Source organism: Acidovorax sp. sic0104, assembly GCF_019219095.1.
GTDB lineage: Bacteria > Pseudomonadota > Gammaproteobacteria > Burkholderiales > Burkholderiaceae_C > Acidovorax.
Genome location: NZ_JAHUWH010000002.1, coordinates 271,915 through 286,517 on the forward strand (window position 1 = coordinate 271,915; position 14,603 = coordinate 286,517).

Annotated in this window: 13 protein-coding genes; 6 read left to right on the top strand and 7 right to left on the bottom strand. The window is 67.8% G+C overall.

Translation table 11 applies throughout. From position 1 onward, the window contains the following. Nucleotides 1-78 precede the first annotated feature (78 nt). Together KW835_RS05410 and KW835_RS05415 are read right to left on the bottom strand one after the other, a co-directional pair. Nucleotides 79-870, bottom strand: coding sequence for a helix-turn-helix transcriptional regulator (locus KW835_RS05410; protein ID WP_218381270.1), 792 nt, complete (start codon nt 868-870; stop codon nt 79-81). A gap of 45 nt (nt 871-915) precedes the next feature. Next, nucleotides 916-3,345 carry a YgiQ family radical SAM protein gene (locus KW835_RS05415; protein ID WP_218381271.1) on the bottom strand — a complete coding sequence of 810 codons (2,430 nt, stop codon included), beginning with the start codon at nt 3,343-3,345 and terminating at the stop codon, nt 916-918. A 186-nt stretch (nt 3,346-3,531) separates the two neighbouring features. Between KW835_RS05415 and KW835_RS05420 the strand changes: the two genes are divergently transcribed. Continuing rightward, a complete protein-coding gene (locus tag KW835_RS05420; protein WP_255593299.1) occupies nt 3,532-4,506 on the top strand; it encodes a helix-turn-helix domain-containing GNAT family N-acetyltransferase in 975 nt (324 codons plus the stop codon). A gap of 97 nt (nt 4,507-4,603) precedes the next feature. Continuing rightward, complete coding sequence (locus KW835_RS05425) at nt 4,604-5,119, top strand: GNAT family N-acetyltransferase (RefSeq protein WP_218381273.1); 516 nt, start codon at nt 4,604-4,606, stop codon at nt 5,117-5,119. Nucleotides 5,120-5,164: 45 nt separating this feature from the next. On the opposite strand, the gene KW835_RS05430 is transcribed toward KW835_RS05425, so the two are convergent. After that, complete coding sequence (locus KW835_RS05430; RefSeq protein WP_218381274.1) at nt 5,165-5,365, bottom strand: hypothetical protein; 201 nt, start codon at nt 5,363-5,365, stop codon at nt 5,165-5,167. A 368-nt stretch (nt 5,366-5,733) separates the two neighbouring features. On the opposite strand from KW835_RS05430, the gene KW835_RS05435 reads away from it, so the two are divergent. The 3 genes from KW835_RS05435 to KW835_RS05445 all read left to right on the top strand — a co-directional run bounded on the left by KW835_RS05435 (nt 5,734) and on the right by KW835_RS05445 (nt 8,145). Then, nucleotides 5,734-6,321, top strand: coding sequence for a YigZ family protein (locus KW835_RS05435; RefSeq protein WP_218381275.1), 588 nt, complete (start codon nt 5,734-5,736; stop codon nt 6,319-6,321). Between the two features lie 108 nt (nt 6,322-6,429). After that, a complete protein-coding gene (locus KW835_RS05440) occupies nt 6,430-7,845 on the top strand; it encodes a dihydrolipoyl dehydrogenase (RefSeq protein ID WP_218381276.1) in 1,416 nt (471 codons plus the stop codon). Between the two features lie 84 nt (nt 7,846-7,929). Beyond that, nucleotides 7,930-8,145: a YjfB family protein gene (locus KW835_RS05445; protein WP_218381277.1), complete on the top strand. Its 216-nt coding sequence runs from the start codon at nt 7,930-7,932 to the stop codon at nt 8,143-8,145. Between the two features lie 16 nt (nt 8,146-8,161). Here KW835_RS05445 and KW835_RS05450 read toward each other — a convergent pair whose 3' ends face one another. The 4 genes from KW835_RS05450 to KW835_RS05465 all read right to left on the bottom strand — a co-directional run bounded on the left by KW835_RS05450 (nt 8,162) and on the right by KW835_RS05465 (nt 13,430). Beyond that, on the bottom strand, nt 8,162-9,325 hold the full coding sequence (locus KW835_RS05450) for an FAD-binding oxidoreductase (RefSeq protein ID WP_218381278.1): 1,164 nt from the start codon (nt 9,323-9,325) through the stop codon (nt 8,162-8,164). A 47-nt stretch (nt 9,326-9,372) separates the two neighbouring features. Beyond that, entirely contained in the window at nt 9,373-10,938 is a 1,566-nt protein-coding gene (locus KW835_RS05455) for an amidase (protein ID WP_218381279.1), read from the bottom strand. Nucleotides 10,939-10,973: 35 nt separating this feature from the next. Then, nucleotides 10,974-11,957, bottom strand: a complete 984-nt coding sequence (locus KW835_RS05460; protein WP_218381280.1) for a tripartite tricarboxylate transporter substrate binding protein — start codon at nt 11,955-11,957, stop codon at nt 10,974-10,976. A 99-nt stretch (nt 11,958-12,056) separates the two neighbouring features. Then, the gene (locus KW835_RS05465; protein WP_218381541.1) at nt 12,057-13,430 is read right to left on the bottom strand and encodes a D-serine ammonia-lyase; all 1,374 of its coding nucleotides are present in this window, start codon (nt 13,428-13,430) and stop codon (nt 12,057-12,059) included. A gap of 153 nt (nt 13,431-13,583) precedes the next feature. Between KW835_RS05465 and KW835_RS05470 the strand changes: the two genes are divergently transcribed. Next, nucleotides 13,584-14,540 carry a LysR substrate-binding domain-containing protein gene (locus KW835_RS05470; RefSeq protein WP_218381281.1) on the top strand — a complete coding sequence of 319 codons (957 nt, stop codon included), beginning with the start codon at nt 13,584-13,586 and terminating at the stop codon, nt 14,538-14,540. The last annotated feature ends 63 nt before the right edge of the window (nt 14,541-14,603 follow it).

Consider the following 14,603-nt stretch of genomic DNA (forward strand, 5'->3'; position numbering starts at 1 on the left):
CCCGAGTCTGGCGCCGAGCCCCGCCCATGGGCTATCAAATTCCTGCGCTCGCGGCCACAAGCAGCGCCGCACCGGACATCAGCAAGCCCGCAGCGCCGACCGGGCCTGGGCCAGCGTGACCCCCACCTCGCGCCGGAAGACGGCGCCCAGGTGGCTCTGGCTGCAGTACCCCAGGTCATGGGCCAGCGCGGCCAGATCAGCCTCGCCTTCTTCCAGCCGCTGCAAGGCCGACACCATGCGCAAGCGCTGGCGGTAGCCATGAAGGCTCTGCCCCAGGTACCGCCGAAAGAGGTGCGCCAGATGGAATGCAGAGCAGCCGGCCACATCCGCCACGTCGTGCAGCGACCAGCGCTCCCCGGACGCAGAGCTGACCTGCAGCGCCATGAACCTGCGCGCGCACGCCACGCTGGCGGGCGTAGCCAAGAGCGGCAGCGGCACGGCACGCACCCCAAGCCCTAGCACGGCGCTCAGCGCTTGCGACGTGCCCTCAGGGCCTGTGCCGCCGCCCACGCGCCACTGCGTGCGCACATGCCACATGGCGCGCGGGGACAGTGCCCTGACCTGCGGGCCGGCAGATGCAAGTGCACCGGGCTTCGGGGCGCCTTCGCTGGCCACGATGCTGGTCTGGTCCTTGTGCTGCAGGGGGCGCATCTGGTACGCCAGACCCTGGGGCAGGCACAGCGCCGTCAGGCCATCGAGCAGGACCACCACACCGGCCAGCTGGAACTCCAGCAGGCCGTCCGTGGGCAGCACCCACCGCCCGGAAGCAGCTTCATAGGGGGCGCTCCACTGCACAGGCACGGCATGCTTGCGCACCCGCTCCACGGTCCATGCCGCATCCGCTTGCAACAGGGTGCGCTGCTGGGGCATGGCCGATAGCGGTCAGACAACGCCCAGGTGCAGCGCCCCGTGGCCCTACCGCGCCTTCTTGAAAGGCTTGTTGCCACCCTTGCCCGCGCCCCCCTGCGCCGGCCGGCCTGCAACGCTCTGCCCGGACCCGGTCACGCGCGGCGGCAAGCCCGTGTGCTGGGTCAGGATGCGGCCCTTGGTGGGCTGCTGCACGCTGCGCGAGGCGGGTGCGGCGGCTGGCTTGGCCGACGAGCCCGCAGGTGTCGAGTTCTTGCGCCGCGCGCTCTGGTAGCCGCCGTCGGTGAGCGGCTGGAAGGTCGGGATCAGGTGATGCTTGCCATTGCCGATCAGGTCCGCGCGGCCCATCGCCTTGAGCGCATCGCGCAGCAGCGGCCAGTTGTTCGGGTCGTGGTAGCGCAGGAAGGCCTTGTGCAGGCGACGGCGCTTTTCGCCGCGAACGATGTCCACCGCCTCGCTGTCCCGGCCGATCTTGCGCAGCGGATTCTTGCCCGAGTGGTACATGGCCGTGGCCGTGGCCATGGGGCTCGGGTAGAAGGTCTGCACCTGGTCGGCGCGAAAACCATTCTTCTTGAGCCAGATGGCGAGGTTCATCATGTCCTCGTCGCTGGTGCCCGGGTGCGCAGCGATGAAGTACGGGATCAGGAACTGCTTCTTGCCCGCCTCTTCGCTGAACTTCTCGAACATCTGCTTGAACTTGTCATAGCTGCCGATCCCCGGTTTCATCATCTTGGTGAGCGGGCCCTGCTCGGTATGCTCGGGAGCGATCTTGAGGTAGCCGCCCACATGGTGCTGCACCAGTTCCTTCACATACTCGGGCGACTTCACGGCCAGGTCGTAGCGCAGGCCCGATCCGATGAGGATCTTCTTGATGCCCTTCAAGGCCCGGCCACGGCGGTAGATCTTGATGAGCGGGCCGTGGTCGGTGGTGAGGTTCTGGCAGATGCCGGGATAGACGCAGCTGGGCTTTCGGCAGGCGGCTTCGATCTCGGGGCTCTTGCAGCCCAGGCGGTACATGTTGGCAGTCGGCCCGCCCAGGTCGCTGATGGTGCCTGTGAAGCCCTTGACCTTGTCGCGGATGTCCTCGATCTCCTGGATGATCGAATCCTCGGAGCGGCTCTGGATGATCCGGCCCTCATGCTCGGTGATGGAGCAGAAGGTGCAGCCGCCAAAGCAGCCGCGCATGATGTTGATCGAAAAGCGGATCATCTCCCAGGCCGGGATCTTGGTCGCTCCGTCGTGGCTGCCGTTCTCATCGGCGTAGCTCGGGTGCGGGCCGCGCGCGTAGCTCAGGTCGAACACGTGGTCCATCTCGGCCGTGGTGAGCGGGATGGGCGGCGGGTTGATCCACACGTCGCGCGCCGTCACGCCCTCCCCGTGCGCCTGCACCAGCGCGCGGGCGTTGCCGGGGTTGGTCTCCAGGTGCAGCACGCGGTTGGCATGGGCGTACAGCACGGGGTCGCTTTTCACCTGCTCGTAGCTGGGCAGGCGGATCACGCTCTTGTCGCGCGGCGGCACCTTGAGCTTGGCCTTGAGCGCAGGGTTGGCGACGAACTGGATGGGCTGAATGGCCTGATTGGGATTGTTTTGGCCGCCAGCGCTTGCTGCACCTACGCCAGCAGCTATTGATTCAGGAGCATCTTCCTTGCTGCAGGTGCTGCCCTGTGCAGCCGCCTGCTCGCTGGTCGTCATGTAGGGGTTGACGTGCGCCTCGACACGGCCGGGCTCGTCCACCGTGGTGGAGTCGATCTCAAACCAGCCCTTGCCGCTCTCGTCATCGGGTCGGCGCACGAACGCCGTGCCGCGCACATCGGTGATCTGCTCCACCGGCTCGCGGGCTGCCAGGCGGTGCGCCACCTCGACCAGCGCGCGCTCGGCGTTGCCGTACAGCAGCAGGTCGCACTTGGCGTCCACCACGATGGAGCGGCGCACCTTGTCGCTCCAGTAGTCGTAGTGCGCGATCCGGCGCAGGCTGCCTTCGATGCCGCCCAGGATGATAGGCACGTCCTTGAACGCCTCGCGGCAGCGCTGGCTGTACACGATGGCCGCACGGTCGGGACGCTTGCCGCCCACGTCGCCGGGGGTGTAGGCATCGTCGCTGCGGATCTTGCGGTCGGCGGTGTACCGGTTGATCATGGAATCCATGTTGCCAGCCGTCACGCCCCAGAACAGGTTGGGCTTGCCCAGCACCTTGAAGGGCTCGGCACTTTGCCAGTCGGGCTGCGCGATGATGCCCACCCGGAAGCCCTGGGCCTCCAGCGTGCGCCCGATCACGGCCATGCCGAAGCTCGGGTGGTCCACATACGCATCGCCCGTCACCAGGATGATGTCGCAGCTGTCCCAGCCCAGTTTCTCCATCTCGGCGCGGCTCATCGGCAGGAACGGGGCCGTGCCAAAGCGCTTGGCCCAGTACGGGCGGTAGCTGGTCAGTGGCTTTGCGGCGCGCGCAAAAAAGGAGACGTCGACGGGGGCGTTCATTCAAGGGGGCGCGCGGCCAGCCCTGGCGGGTGGGCTTCGTGGGGCGCGGCTGTGGTGGGTAACACGCGATTTTACGTGAGCGGGCACTTTTTGTCGCCCATGCGCCCTTGCCCCTCACCTTTGCAGGTTTGATGGAGATCACGCATATACTTGCTTATGTCAATTAATTAGATGACAAAAGCAATCATGAACAGCAATGCTCCTGCGACAGGCAGCCCCTCCATGGCCAACGCGCCCGTTTCGCCCGAGGCCGTCAAGGCCGTGCGCCGGTTCAACCGCTTCTTCACGCGCCGCGTGGGCGTGCTCGACCCTTACCTGGGCAGCGACCTGTCATTGACCGACGTGCGCGTGCTCTATGAGCTGGCCCACCGCGACATGCCGGTGGCCAGCGAGCTGGCGCGTGACCTGGGCCTGGACGGGGGGTATCTGAGCCGCATCCTGCGCCGCTTCGAGACCGCAGGCTGGATCAGCCGCAGCGCTAGCGAGCGGGATGCGCGCCAGAGCGTACTGACCCTTACCGCCGCCGGGCGCGGTGCGTTCGAGCCGCTGCAGCAACGTTCACGCGACGAAGCGTCTGCCCTGCTGGCCCCCCTGCCGGTGGCACGGCGCCAGGAGGTGGTCGATGCGATGGAGCGCATACAAGCGCTGCTGGAGCCGTCCCCTGCAGCCAACGCGCCCGCCAGGGTGGCAGTGCTGCGCGACCCCGTGCCCGGCGATATCGGCTGGGTGGTGCAGCAGCATGGCGAGACCTACTGGCGCGAATACGGCTGGGACGGCCGCTTCGAGGCGCTGGTGGCGGACATCGCCGCGCAATTCCTGACCAAGTTCCAGCCCGACTGGGAGCGCTGCTGGATCGCCGAGCTGGACGGCGAGCGCGTGGGCGCCGTGTTCGTGGTGCGCAAGTCCGCCACCGTGGCCCAGCTGCGCATGCTCATCCTCTCGCCCAAGGCGCGCGGACTGGGCCTGGGCGCGCGACTGACCGACGAGTGCATCGCTTTTGCCAGGAGCAAGGGCTACAGCAAGATGGTGCTGTGGACCAACAGCTGCCTGACTGCCGCCCGCGGTATCTACGCCAAGCGGGGTTTCAAGCTGGCCAAGTCCGAGCCGTACGAAGGATTCGGGCAGCAATTGGTGGGGGAGCACTGGGAACTCAGGCTCTGACAGGCGCATACCTATCGTGCAAGCACAGGGTGCAGTCGCACCGCATGTGCTGCCAACACGTGCCATCATTGCGCCACGCCCCCTACCACGCCGCGCAATGACCGCCAGCTCCGCCCCCCTGATCCGCCCTGTCAGCGCCCGCGATGACCTGGAGCAGCTGACCCGCCTCATCCACTCTGCCTACGCGCCCCATGCCGCGCAGGGCCTGCGCTACTGGGGCACGCACCAATCGGTGCAGGACACGGCAAAGCGCTTTGCATCGGGCACCGGACTGGTGATGCTGGAGGGAAACGAGTACGTCGGGACCATCACGCTGCGCCCGCCCCAGCCGGAGTCTCCGGTGGCGCTGTACCGGGATTGCGGCGTCTGGACCTTCTGCCAGTTCTGCATTTCGCCGGATGCCAAGGGCCGGGGATACGGGGCGCAGCTGCATGCGCATGCCACCGCACTGGCGCAGCGCGCCGGCGCCAAGGTGATGGGCCTGGACACCGCCCAGCCCGCCGCGGCCCTGATCGCCATGTACGAATCGTGGGGCTACCGCATAGTGGGTGAATGCGACTGGAGGCCGCTGACCAACTACACCAGCGTGGTGATGTCGCGGCCTCTTGAATGAATCTGTGATGCGCTGAAACTCAGCCCGCCATCGACCCTGAACGCATCACCACTCGCCCGTCTCCCGCACGCGCTGTGCCAGATCCGGCAGCCCATCGTCCATGGCCAGATCGCCGGCCACCGCGCCCACCGACGGCAGGGCCGCGTCACTGCCTGCCACGCTGACTGAAGACCGTGACAGGAACCTGCCAAACACGTGGCTGGTCAGGGTTTCGTGCAACGGGGCGATGAGCGGGATGGCAAACATGGCGGTTCCTTGGTTTCTTCGGTGGGCTGGGCGGCGACGCAGCAACACGACGGACAGATCTGATTTCGGCACGCAACGCTGAGAAATTGAAGGGGGACGGCCCCCCAAGGTACCCGGCGCTTCGAAAACAGTAGCGCGAGCTTAGAGCCCCGCCGCAAAAAACCAGTGTAGGAAGAGATGCCATTTGTGAGTGTGACCAAACGCACACTCGGGCGCGGTACGGAGCCCTGCGACCCACTGGCGGTGCATTCGTGTGGCTTTCGTCACACACAAGGACAGTTTGCGGGCGCATCGCCAGCGCAAGCAGGCCATGGCCGGGCGTCACCACCGCCTTCCCGGGCCACCATGGGCCGTAAACTCACCGCCCCATGCCCTACACCCTGGCTGCGCCCGCGCACAGCGAAATCGTCATCAAGAAAAGCCGTTTCATCGGCTGCGTGCAGCCCATGGCCGACCGCGCCAGCGCGCAAGCAGCGGTCGACGCCCTGTGGCGGCAGCACCCTGGCGCGGCCCACATCTGCTGGGCCTTGCTGGCGGGCGGGCAGTCAGCAGCCGTGGATGACGGCGAGCCGGGCGGCACCGCTGGGCGCCCCATGCTCGACGTGCTGCGCCACCAGGATCTGGAGGGGGTTCTTGCCACGGTCGTGCGCTACTTCGGCGGCGTGAAACTGGGCGCCGGGGGCCTGGTACGCGCCTATACCGATGCGGTGGCGCAGGCATTGCTCACCGCGCCCAAGGTACCCCTGCAGCGCATGGCGGCCCTGCAATGCCAGGTGCCGTACGCGCTGGAAGGCCTGCTGCGCCGCGAGATCGAGGCCGCCGGGGCCGAGTTGGGCAGCGTGGGCCACGGCACGCTTGTCACCCTGCAGTGGAGGCTGCCCGAACAGCAGGCGGCTGCTTTCGTGCGGCGCATCAACGACATCGGCCAGGGCCGGGTCGGCTGGATGGATTCCTGAGGGGCAGAGCGACACAAGCCATTGCGGCCCAACACTGCCTTTGCGCCTACACCGCAAACAGCCGCCAGGCGGCACACTCCTTGGCACCAACGGGCAGCAAGGAAACCCATGAGCGACATGCTCGACACCATCATCATCGGCGCCGGCACGGCTGGCCTGGCCGCCCTGCGCGAAGTGCGCAAGCGCACGTCCCGCTACCTGATCGTCAACGAAGGCCCCTGGGGCACCACCTGCGCGCGCGTGGGCTGCATGCCATCCAAGACCCTGATCGAAGCTGCCAATGCCTTCCACCGCCGCCACGCCTTCGAGGAATTCGGCCTGCGGGGTGCCGACGCGCTGAGCGCGGACATCCCCGCCGTTCTGCGGCGGGTGCGGGCCCTGCGCGACGATTTCGTGGCGGGCGCGGTCAAGGCCACCGACAACCTGGGCAGCACTGGCATCTCCGGCCGGGCCACGCTGCTCGGGCGTGGCGCCGTGGACATCGACGGCAAGGCCTACGAGGCCAAAAGCATCATCATCGCCACCGGGTCGCGCCCCAAAGTCCCCGAGGAATGGCTGGCCTTCGGCGACCGCATGCTCACCACCGACACATTGTTCGAGCAAGCCACGCTCGGCCCGCGCATTGCCGTGGTCGGGATGGGCGCGATTGGCGTGGAACTGTCCCAGGCGCTGGCCCGGCTGGGCCTGCAGGTCGCGGCATTCAGCACCGGCGACGCACTGGCGGGACTGAGCGACCCGCGCCTCAACCAGGAACTGGCCACCGCCCTCAAGAAAGACATGGTGCTGCACATCGGCGAGCCCGCCGAGCTGCGCGAGGTGGCGGGCGGCATCGAAGTGAAGAGCGGCGCGAACCGCGTGGTCGTGGACCAGGTGATCGCCGCCATGGGCCGCACGCCCAACATCGAACACCTGGGGCTTGAAAATCTGGGCGTGCCGCTGGACAAACGCGGACTGCCGAAAGTGGACCCGCAGACGCTGCAGATCGGCGATCTGCGGGTGTTCATGGCGGGCGATGCCAACACGCAGGTGCCGCTGCTCCACGAAGCCGCCGACGAAGGCCACATCGCGGGCATGAACGCCTTGGCCCAGTCCCCCACGCGCTTTCAGCGCCGCGCCCCGCTGTCCATCGTGTTTTGCGACCCCAATATCGCCATCGTGGGAGAGCGCCAGGCCGATATGCCCGCAGGCTCGGTCGTCACCGGCTCCGTGGGATTCGAAGACCAGGGTCGCGCCCGCGCCGCACTGCGCAACGAGGGCCAGCTCAATGTCTACGCCGACCGCTCCACTGGCCGCCTGCGAGGCGCCGAAATGTGCGCCCCGGGTGGAGAGCACCTCGCCCATCTGCTGGCGCTGGCCGTGCAGCAAAAGCTGACAGTGCAGGACCTGCTGGGCATGCCTTTCTACCACCCGGTGCTGGAAGAAGGCCTGCGCACCGCGCTGCGCGACGCGGCACGCCAGTTGCCCAAGGCGTCGGATTCGGATCTGGCCACCTGCGCAAGCCTGGGCGTATCGGCCCTGGAATAGGCATCCAGCAAAGAAACCCGATGTAACGGGCCTCAAGTTCCAACCCGTGGTGCCGATACAACCCCATCAACCCAAGGAGCCGCCATGGACGTCGCCCTCGCCAACAGCATCGTCAACACCGCCACGGCCCTGGCCAGCGCCAAGACGTCGGACGCCTTGAACATGGTGGTGCTCAAGAAAGCCCTCGACATGCAGGCCGTATCGGCCGCCACCATGCTCGATGCCATGCAGCAGTCCATGCCCCAGCCAGCATTGGCCACCTCGGGCCACCTCGGAACCCAGGTCAACACCTTCGCCTGAGTTGCTGGGCCGCCCCCTATCGCAAGCGCGCTGGCGATAGTTCCTCGGGCACCACCCCTTCGCGCACCAACTCATCACCCAGCGGCTCGCCGCGCAGCAACTGGCTTGCCAGCAGCGACGCACCTGCTGCGCTCTGGATCCCGTAGCCACCCTGCCCCGCCAGCCAGAAGAAGCGGGGCACATGGTTGTCCCAGCCGATCACCATGTCGCCATCGGGCACGAAGGACCGCAGCCCCGCCCAGGTGTGCGAAGGCCGGCGGATCTGGAAACGCGTCATTTCCTCGATGTGATAGATCCCGGTGGCCACATCCAGCTCCTCGGGCACCACATCGTGGGGGTGCGTGGGGTCGGCGTTGGCGGGCGATCCGAGCAGCTGGCCCGCGTCGGGCTTGAAGTAAAAGCTTTCGTCGATGCCGATCACCGCAGGCCAGCGGCTCGCGTCCATGCCTTCGGGCACGGCAAAGGTGAAGGCCGTGCGGCGGCGAGGCTCCAGGCCGATGGGCGGCACGCCCGCCAGAGCGGCCACCACGTCGGCCCAGGCCCCTGCGGCGTTCACGATGGTGCGGGCCTGCAGCGTGCGGCCGTCGGCCAGGGTGATGTGCCAGAGGTCGTCCGCCCGCGCCAGGGCCGTGACTTCGGCGCCCGTCAGCACCTGCCCGCCGCGCTGGCGCAGGCCCCGCAGGTAGCCTTGGTGCAGGGCGTGCACGTCGATGTCGGCCGCGTCGGGCTCGCTCATGCCTGCCGCCACGGCCTCGGGTTTCAGGCAGGGCAGCAGGGACAGCAGCTCGGCGTGGTCCACCCACTGCACGCCCGGTGACGTGGCGCGGGTGTCCTCAAAAGTCTGTTGCAGCAGGCCCAGATGGCTGGGGCCGGCCACGTACACCACACCCCGGGGTGACAGGATGGGTGCGTCGCCAAACTCGGGCGGCGGCGCGTCGTAGAACGCCCGGCTGGCACGCGTGAGCGCCTGGATGTTCGGCGTGCCATAGGTCGCCATGTACAGCGCGGCCGAGCGGCCGGTGGTGTGGTAGCCGGGTTGCGATTCGCGCTCCAGCAGCAGTACGCGGCCGGCGGCGTCCGCAACCCCTGCAAGGGTGGCAGCAGCCGCCAGTTGCCAGGCCACGGAAGCGCCGGCAATGCCCGCACCGATCACCACATGGTCGTATATCAAAGAGTCCATGGTCCGTCCTTCGCTGCCTTCATCCTGCATGTCTGCGGCCGCCCCATTCACACTGCGGACACGGCGGACTGCGACACGGCCCGGCCGTCGCGCGGCAGGCTGCGCGCGTCGCGCGGGTCGGGCGCGCCGGTGACGATGGAGGTGAGCGCAGGCTCGGCGCGGGTCTGCAGCAGTTTGTCGATGTCCGGCCGGGGGCGCTGCAGGCCGGCAATGCCCTTGAACGCCTGCTCCAGCGCGTGGCCCACGCCCAGCGTGTGCCGGTCGGCCCGAAAGCGACCCACGATCTGCAGGCCGAACGGCATGCCCGCATCGTCCAGCCCGCACGGCAGGCTGAGCGCAGGATGGGTGGTGAGCGTGGTCACATAGGTCAGTGCCAGCCAGCGGTAGTAGTTGGCCTGCGGCTCGCCGTTGATGTGGCTGGCGTACAACTGCGTCCAGGCAAACGGCGACACCGGCGTGGTGGGCGCGAGGATCACGTCGTACTGCTCGAACAGCTTCTGGAAGCGCGCCAGGATGCGCGTCTGCTCGGCCTGCGCCCAGGCGCTGTCCAGCAGGCTCATGGTGGCGCCCAGTTCATAGTTGGCCCGGGTGTTGGGCCCCAGGCTGGCGGGGTCGCGCTCGTAGGCGTCGCGCGTGCTGGCCACGAAGGCTTCGGCGCGCAGCACGTCGAAGCAGCGGTGCACGTCGCCGAGGTCCACGTCGATGGCGTCGCACCGGGCAAACAGGTGCTTCATGGCCTGCACCTTGCGGCGGAACACCGCGCGGATGCCATCGTCCACGGCACATGCACCGAAGTCTTCGGTGTAGGCAACACGCAAGCCGGCCAGGTCCACGCCTTCTGGCAGTAGAAAGCCCATCGGGTCGAGCGGATAGGTCAGCGGATCGCCCGCCGACATCCCGGCGCTCGCAGCCAGTTGCAGGCACGCCTCCTCGACCGTGCGGCCCATGGGCCCCACCACGGAGATGGGCGTGAAGCCCAACAGCTTGCGCGAACTGGGCACCACGCCGGGCGACGGCCGAAAGCCCACCACGCCGCATTTGGCGGCCGGAATGCGCAGCGACCCCCCTGTGTCCGACCCCGTGCACACGGGCAGCATGTCGCAGGCCAGCGCCGCGGCCGAGCCGCCCGAGGAGCCGCCCGCGTTCAGGTTGGGGTTGAACGGGTTGCCGGTGGCGCCCCACACCGTGTTGCGCGAATTGGCGCCTGCGCCCATTTCCGGGATGTTGGTCTTGCCCGTGACGATGGCACCCGCCGCGCGCAGCCGGGCCACCAGCACGTTGTCTTCGGCCGGGATGTGGTTGCGGTAGATCTCCGAACCATAAGTTGTCAGCAGCCCGGCCGTGGCCTCCAGGTCCTTCACACCCAGCGGCAGGCCGTGCAGCAGGCCCAGCGGCTCGCCGCGCAGCACCGCCTGCTCGGCGGCCTGGGCCTCGGTGCGGGCGCGGTCGTAGCAGGTGGCGGTGACGGCGTTCACGTGCGGGTTGAGGGCTTCGATGCGGTCGATGCAGGCATCGAGCAGTTCGACGGGCGATACCTCGCGGGTGCCGATGCGGTGGCGCAATTCGTTGGCGGTCAGCTCGACCAGGGTGCTCCGGTTGCTTTGTGTGCTCATGTCAGGCTTGTCTCCTCTGCTGGTTCGCGGGTGGCTCAGTCGGCGGTGATGCTGGCGCGCTGGGCAATGGCGCGCATCAGCGGCAGCTCCTTGTCGATCAGCTCGGCCACCGCCTTGGACGAAGCATAGGCGGGTTCAAACCCCACCGCGATCATCCTGTCGCGGGTGTCCGGGTCCGACACCACCTGGGCCAGGGTCAGCTCCAGCCGCGATTTGACGGCAGGCGGCAAACCGCGCGGCGCCACCATGGCCAGCCAGGTGTCCATCTCCAGGCCCGGGTAGCCGCTCTCGGCCAGCGTCGGCACCTTGGGCAGCAGGGCCGACCGCTTGCCGGCGGTGACGGCAATGGCCTTGATCTTGCCGTCCTTGAGCTGCGGCAGCGCGGCAGACACCGTATCGACCGTGAACGGGATCTGCCCGCCCATCAGGTCCGTCATCGCCGGTGCACTGCCTTTGTAGGGCACATGCTGGATCTTGAGCGCCGCCGCGTGGAAGAACATCTCGCCCGCAAACTGCGAGGTGGTGCCTGCGCCGAACGAGCCGTACGAATACTTGTCGGGCGCGGCCTTGACCAGCGCCACGAACTGCTTCACGTCCGCCACCGGCACGTCCTTGTTGGCCAGCAGGATCAGGCTCGTGCGCCCGGCGATGCCGATGGGCTCGAAGCTCTTGACCGGGTCGTACGGCAGCTTGGGGCGCACCGCGGGGTTCACGGTGAAGGTGGTGCCCGAACTCATCAGCAGCGTGTAGCCATCAGGCGCCGCCTTGGCCACTGCACTGGCACCGATGGTAGTGCCCGCCCCGGCGCGGTTGTCGATGACCACGCTTTGCCCCAGCAGGTCGCCCATCTTCTTGCCGATCAGCCGGCCCAGCACGTCGGTGGCGCCACCCGGCGGAAACGGGATCACGAGCGTGATCGGCTTGGCAGGGAAAGGTCCGTCCTGCGCCATGGCGGGGGACCACGCAGCGGCCCCCAGGGCACAGATCACGGCAGACAAAAGCAGCTTCTTGCGGTTCATGGCGTTCTCTTCAAAGGTCAAGGGTTCAAGGGGTTGTCGGGACGGATTCGGTGGGCCGCGAAGGCGGAATGCCGGTGCAATGGACGGGCGTCGGCAGCGTCAGCCACGGGCCGCAAGCAGGGCCCGCCCACGCTGCACAAAACCCTCGTACTGCGCATCGGGCACCAGCAGCCCGCCCGTGGTCCACACCAGATGGGTGGCGTTGGGCAGCGCTGCGCCCACCCCCGCGCGGTGCAGCCAGGCCTGGCCCGCATCGGTGCCGGTCAACATGCCCGGGCCACTGAAGCCCGCTGCCGCCGAGGGCTCGATGCGCTCGCCCAGTGCGTCCAGCACCTGCACCAGGTGGGCAAACAAGGTGTCGTCTGCCACGGTGAACACGCCCGACAGCAGCGGCCCCATCAGCTGCGCCGCCAGCAGCGACGCACGGGGCACGGCCAGGCCGTCGGCCTCGGTCTGGTTGGTGAGGCCCCAGTCGTAGACCGAGGGGTGCGCCTGGCCACCACCCGACTGCGTGGCCTGATCCGCCAGCATCTGCACCATGAAGCACGGCGACTGCACCGGCTCGGCAAAGAAACAATGCACATGCGGCCCCAGCACCTGCCGCAGGCCAAACGCAATCCCTGCAGGAGCGCCGCCCACGCCGCAGGGCAGGTACACGATGAGCGGGTGCTCGGCGTCCACCACGATGCCCTGCTCTGCCAGCTGCGCGGGGACGTGCAGGGCCGCTGCGCTGTAGCCCAGCAGCAGCGAGAAAGATTGCTCGTCGTCGACAAAGTGGCACAGCGGGTCGCTGCCCGCCTGCGCACGGCCGGCAGCCACGGCGCGCTCGTAGTCGCCCGCATGCTCCACCACCTGAACACCACGCTGGCGCAGGCGCTCTTTCTTCCATTCCTTGGCATCGGCCGACATGTGCACCGCGGCCCTGAAGCCCAAGGCCGACGCCACCACGCCAATGCTCAGCCCCAGGTTGCCGGTGGAGCCCACTGCGACCTGGTAGCGGCCCAGCACCTCGCGCGCCTTTGGGTTGGCCAGCGCGCGGTAGTCGCCGCCCGGCTCCACCAGGCCGTGCTGCAACGCCAGCCCCTCTGCGAACTCCAGCACTTCGTGCATGCCGCCCCGGGCCTTGATCGATCCGGCCACCGGCAAGCGGTGGTCCGCCTTGATGAAAACGCGGCCCTGGACAGAGCCAATGCCCAATGCTGGGTGCAGCGCCTGAGCAGGCAGCACGGCGGATTCGACGACTCCGCCCGTGCCTGCCAACTCGGGAAACACCTGCGCCAGCAAACCTTCGAAGCGATGGAGGCGGGCCGCAGCCTCCCGCGTATCATTCAAACTAATGGTGCGACCCATTGTCTGAAGGGATGCAGGCGCACGCGCCATCCGCGCAGGGTTGGTCCACAGGCAAGGCTGGGCCCGATGCAGGTGGCTCGCCAGCAGCGTATCGATTCCCACTGGGGTTAGCGGGTCGACCATGGATTCGTTTTCGGACATAGAGGTTGTGACAACGGTGGTACACAGTGGGCAGCCAGGCGCTTGTCACACCCTGGGCCCATGCACTGCCGCATTCTTCGCCTCTCACTCGCTTGTCACAACGCATTTATAGTGACGATCGCATTAGCCAAAGTAATGGACATTCGACTCTCCCCCTCCCTGCTTGCCTGGCTGCGCAGTTTTGATGCAGCCGCCCGACACGGCAGCTTTACCAAGGCGGCGGCAGAGCTGTGCATCACCCAGGGCGCGGTGAGCCAGCAGGTCAAGCAGCTCGAAGACTGGCTGCGCCGCCCGCTGTTCCTGCGCACCCCGCGCGCCCTGGTGCCCACGCCCGAGGGCCAATGGCTGGCCGTGGTGCTGCGCGAGAGCTTCACCGCCATCGAAAGCACCCTGGCCCAGATGCGCCAGCCGACCGAGTCCGCCACCGCCACGCTCAGTTGCTCGCCGTCGTTCGCCATGAGCTGGCTCACGCCCCGGCTGGGCGAGTTCTTTCTGCAGTACCCCAGCCTGGGCCTGCGTGTTTTCGGGGAGTTCCACACGCTGGACCGCACCCGCATGGTGCGAGACGGCATCGAGGCTGCCGTGCGCTTCGACCGGGGCGGCTACCGCGATCTGAGCGCCACCGTGTTTCTGGACGAATGGCTCATCCCGGTGGCCAGCCCCGCCTTCCTGGCCCGCCACCCGCCCATCACCACGCCAGCGGACCTGCAAGGCGACTGGCTGCTGCACGACGGCAGCGCCTGGGACGGCGCGGACACGTATGAGGAATGGCAGCACTGGTTCACCCAGGTGGGCGCCACGCCCCCACCCTGGGCGGGCGGGCAGCAGTTCAACCTGTCGCAGCTGGCGCTGGGCGCGGCCCTGGCCGGCCAGGGCATCGCCATGGGCCGCGCAGCGCTGGTGCTGCAAGACGTGAAGGCCGGGCGCCTGGTGCCTGTCTTGGCGCACAGCGTGTTGTCGCGTGCGGCGTATTCGTTCGTGACCACCGCACACCCCAGCCCGGCGATGGACCAGGTGCGGGAATGGCTGGTGGACGAGGCGCAGCGGTTTTGCCAGGAGCGGCGGCAAGTGCTGCCTGCGCCCAGACGCTAACGACCGTCACTACACCAACAAAAATCAGGATAAAAGATAATCAAATTTATCTTTTTATCGGAA

What these genes read in the sequence shown, in the direction of transcription:
- KW835_RS05445 (WP_218381277.1), top strand. Translation starts at nt 7,930, where the DNA reads ATGGACGTCGCCCTCGCCAACAGCATCGTCAACACCGCCACGGCCCTG.
- KW835_RS05455 (WP_218381279.1), bottom strand. Translation starts at nt 10,938, where the DNA reads ATGAGCACACAAAGCAACCGGAGCACCCTGGTCGAGCTGACCGCCAAC.
- KW835_RS05450 (WP_218381278.1), bottom strand. Translation starts at nt 9,325, where the DNA reads ATGGACTCTTTGATATACGACCATGTGGTGATCGGTGCGGGCATTGCC.
- KW835_RS05430 (WP_218381274.1), bottom strand. Translation starts at nt 5,365, where the DNA reads ATGTTTGCCATCCCGCTCATCGCCCCGTTGCACGAAACCCTGACCAGC.
- KW835_RS05425 (WP_218381273.1), top strand. Translation starts at nt 4,604, where the DNA reads ATGACCGCCAGCTCCGCCCCCCTGATCCGCCCTGTCAGCGCCCGCGAT.
- KW835_RS05435 (WP_218381275.1), top strand. Translation starts at nt 5,734, where the DNA reads ATGCCCTACACCCTGGCTGCGCCCGCGCACAGCGAAATCGTCATCAAG.
- KW835_RS05465 (WP_218381541.1), bottom strand. Translation starts at nt 13,430, where the DNA reads ATGGTCGACCCGCTAACCCCAGTGGGAATCGATACGCTGCTGGCGAGC.
- KW835_RS05420 (WP_255593299.1), top strand. Translation starts at nt 3,532, where the DNA reads ATGAACAGCAATGCTCCTGCGACAGGCAGCCCCTCCATGGCCAACGCG.
- KW835_RS05410 (WP_218381270.1), bottom strand. Translation starts at nt 870, where the DNA reads ATGCCCCAGCAGCGCACCCTGTTGCAAGCGGATGCGGCATGGACCGTG.
- KW835_RS05460 (WP_218381280.1), bottom strand. Translation starts at nt 11,957, where the DNA reads ATGAACCGCAAGAAGCTGCTTTTGTCTGCCGTGATCTGTGCCCTGGGG.
- KW835_RS05470 (WP_218381281.1), top strand. Translation starts at nt 13,584, where the DNA reads ATGGACATTCGACTCTCCCCCTCCCTGCTTGCCTGGCTGCGCAGTTTT.
- KW835_RS05440 (WP_218381276.1), top strand. Translation starts at nt 6,430, where the DNA reads ATGAGCGACATGCTCGACACCATCATCATCGGCGCCGGCACGGCTGGC.
- KW835_RS05415 (WP_218381271.1), bottom strand. Translation starts at nt 3,345, where the DNA reads ATGAACGCCCCCGTCGACGTCTCCTTTTTTGCGCGCGCCGCAAAGCCA.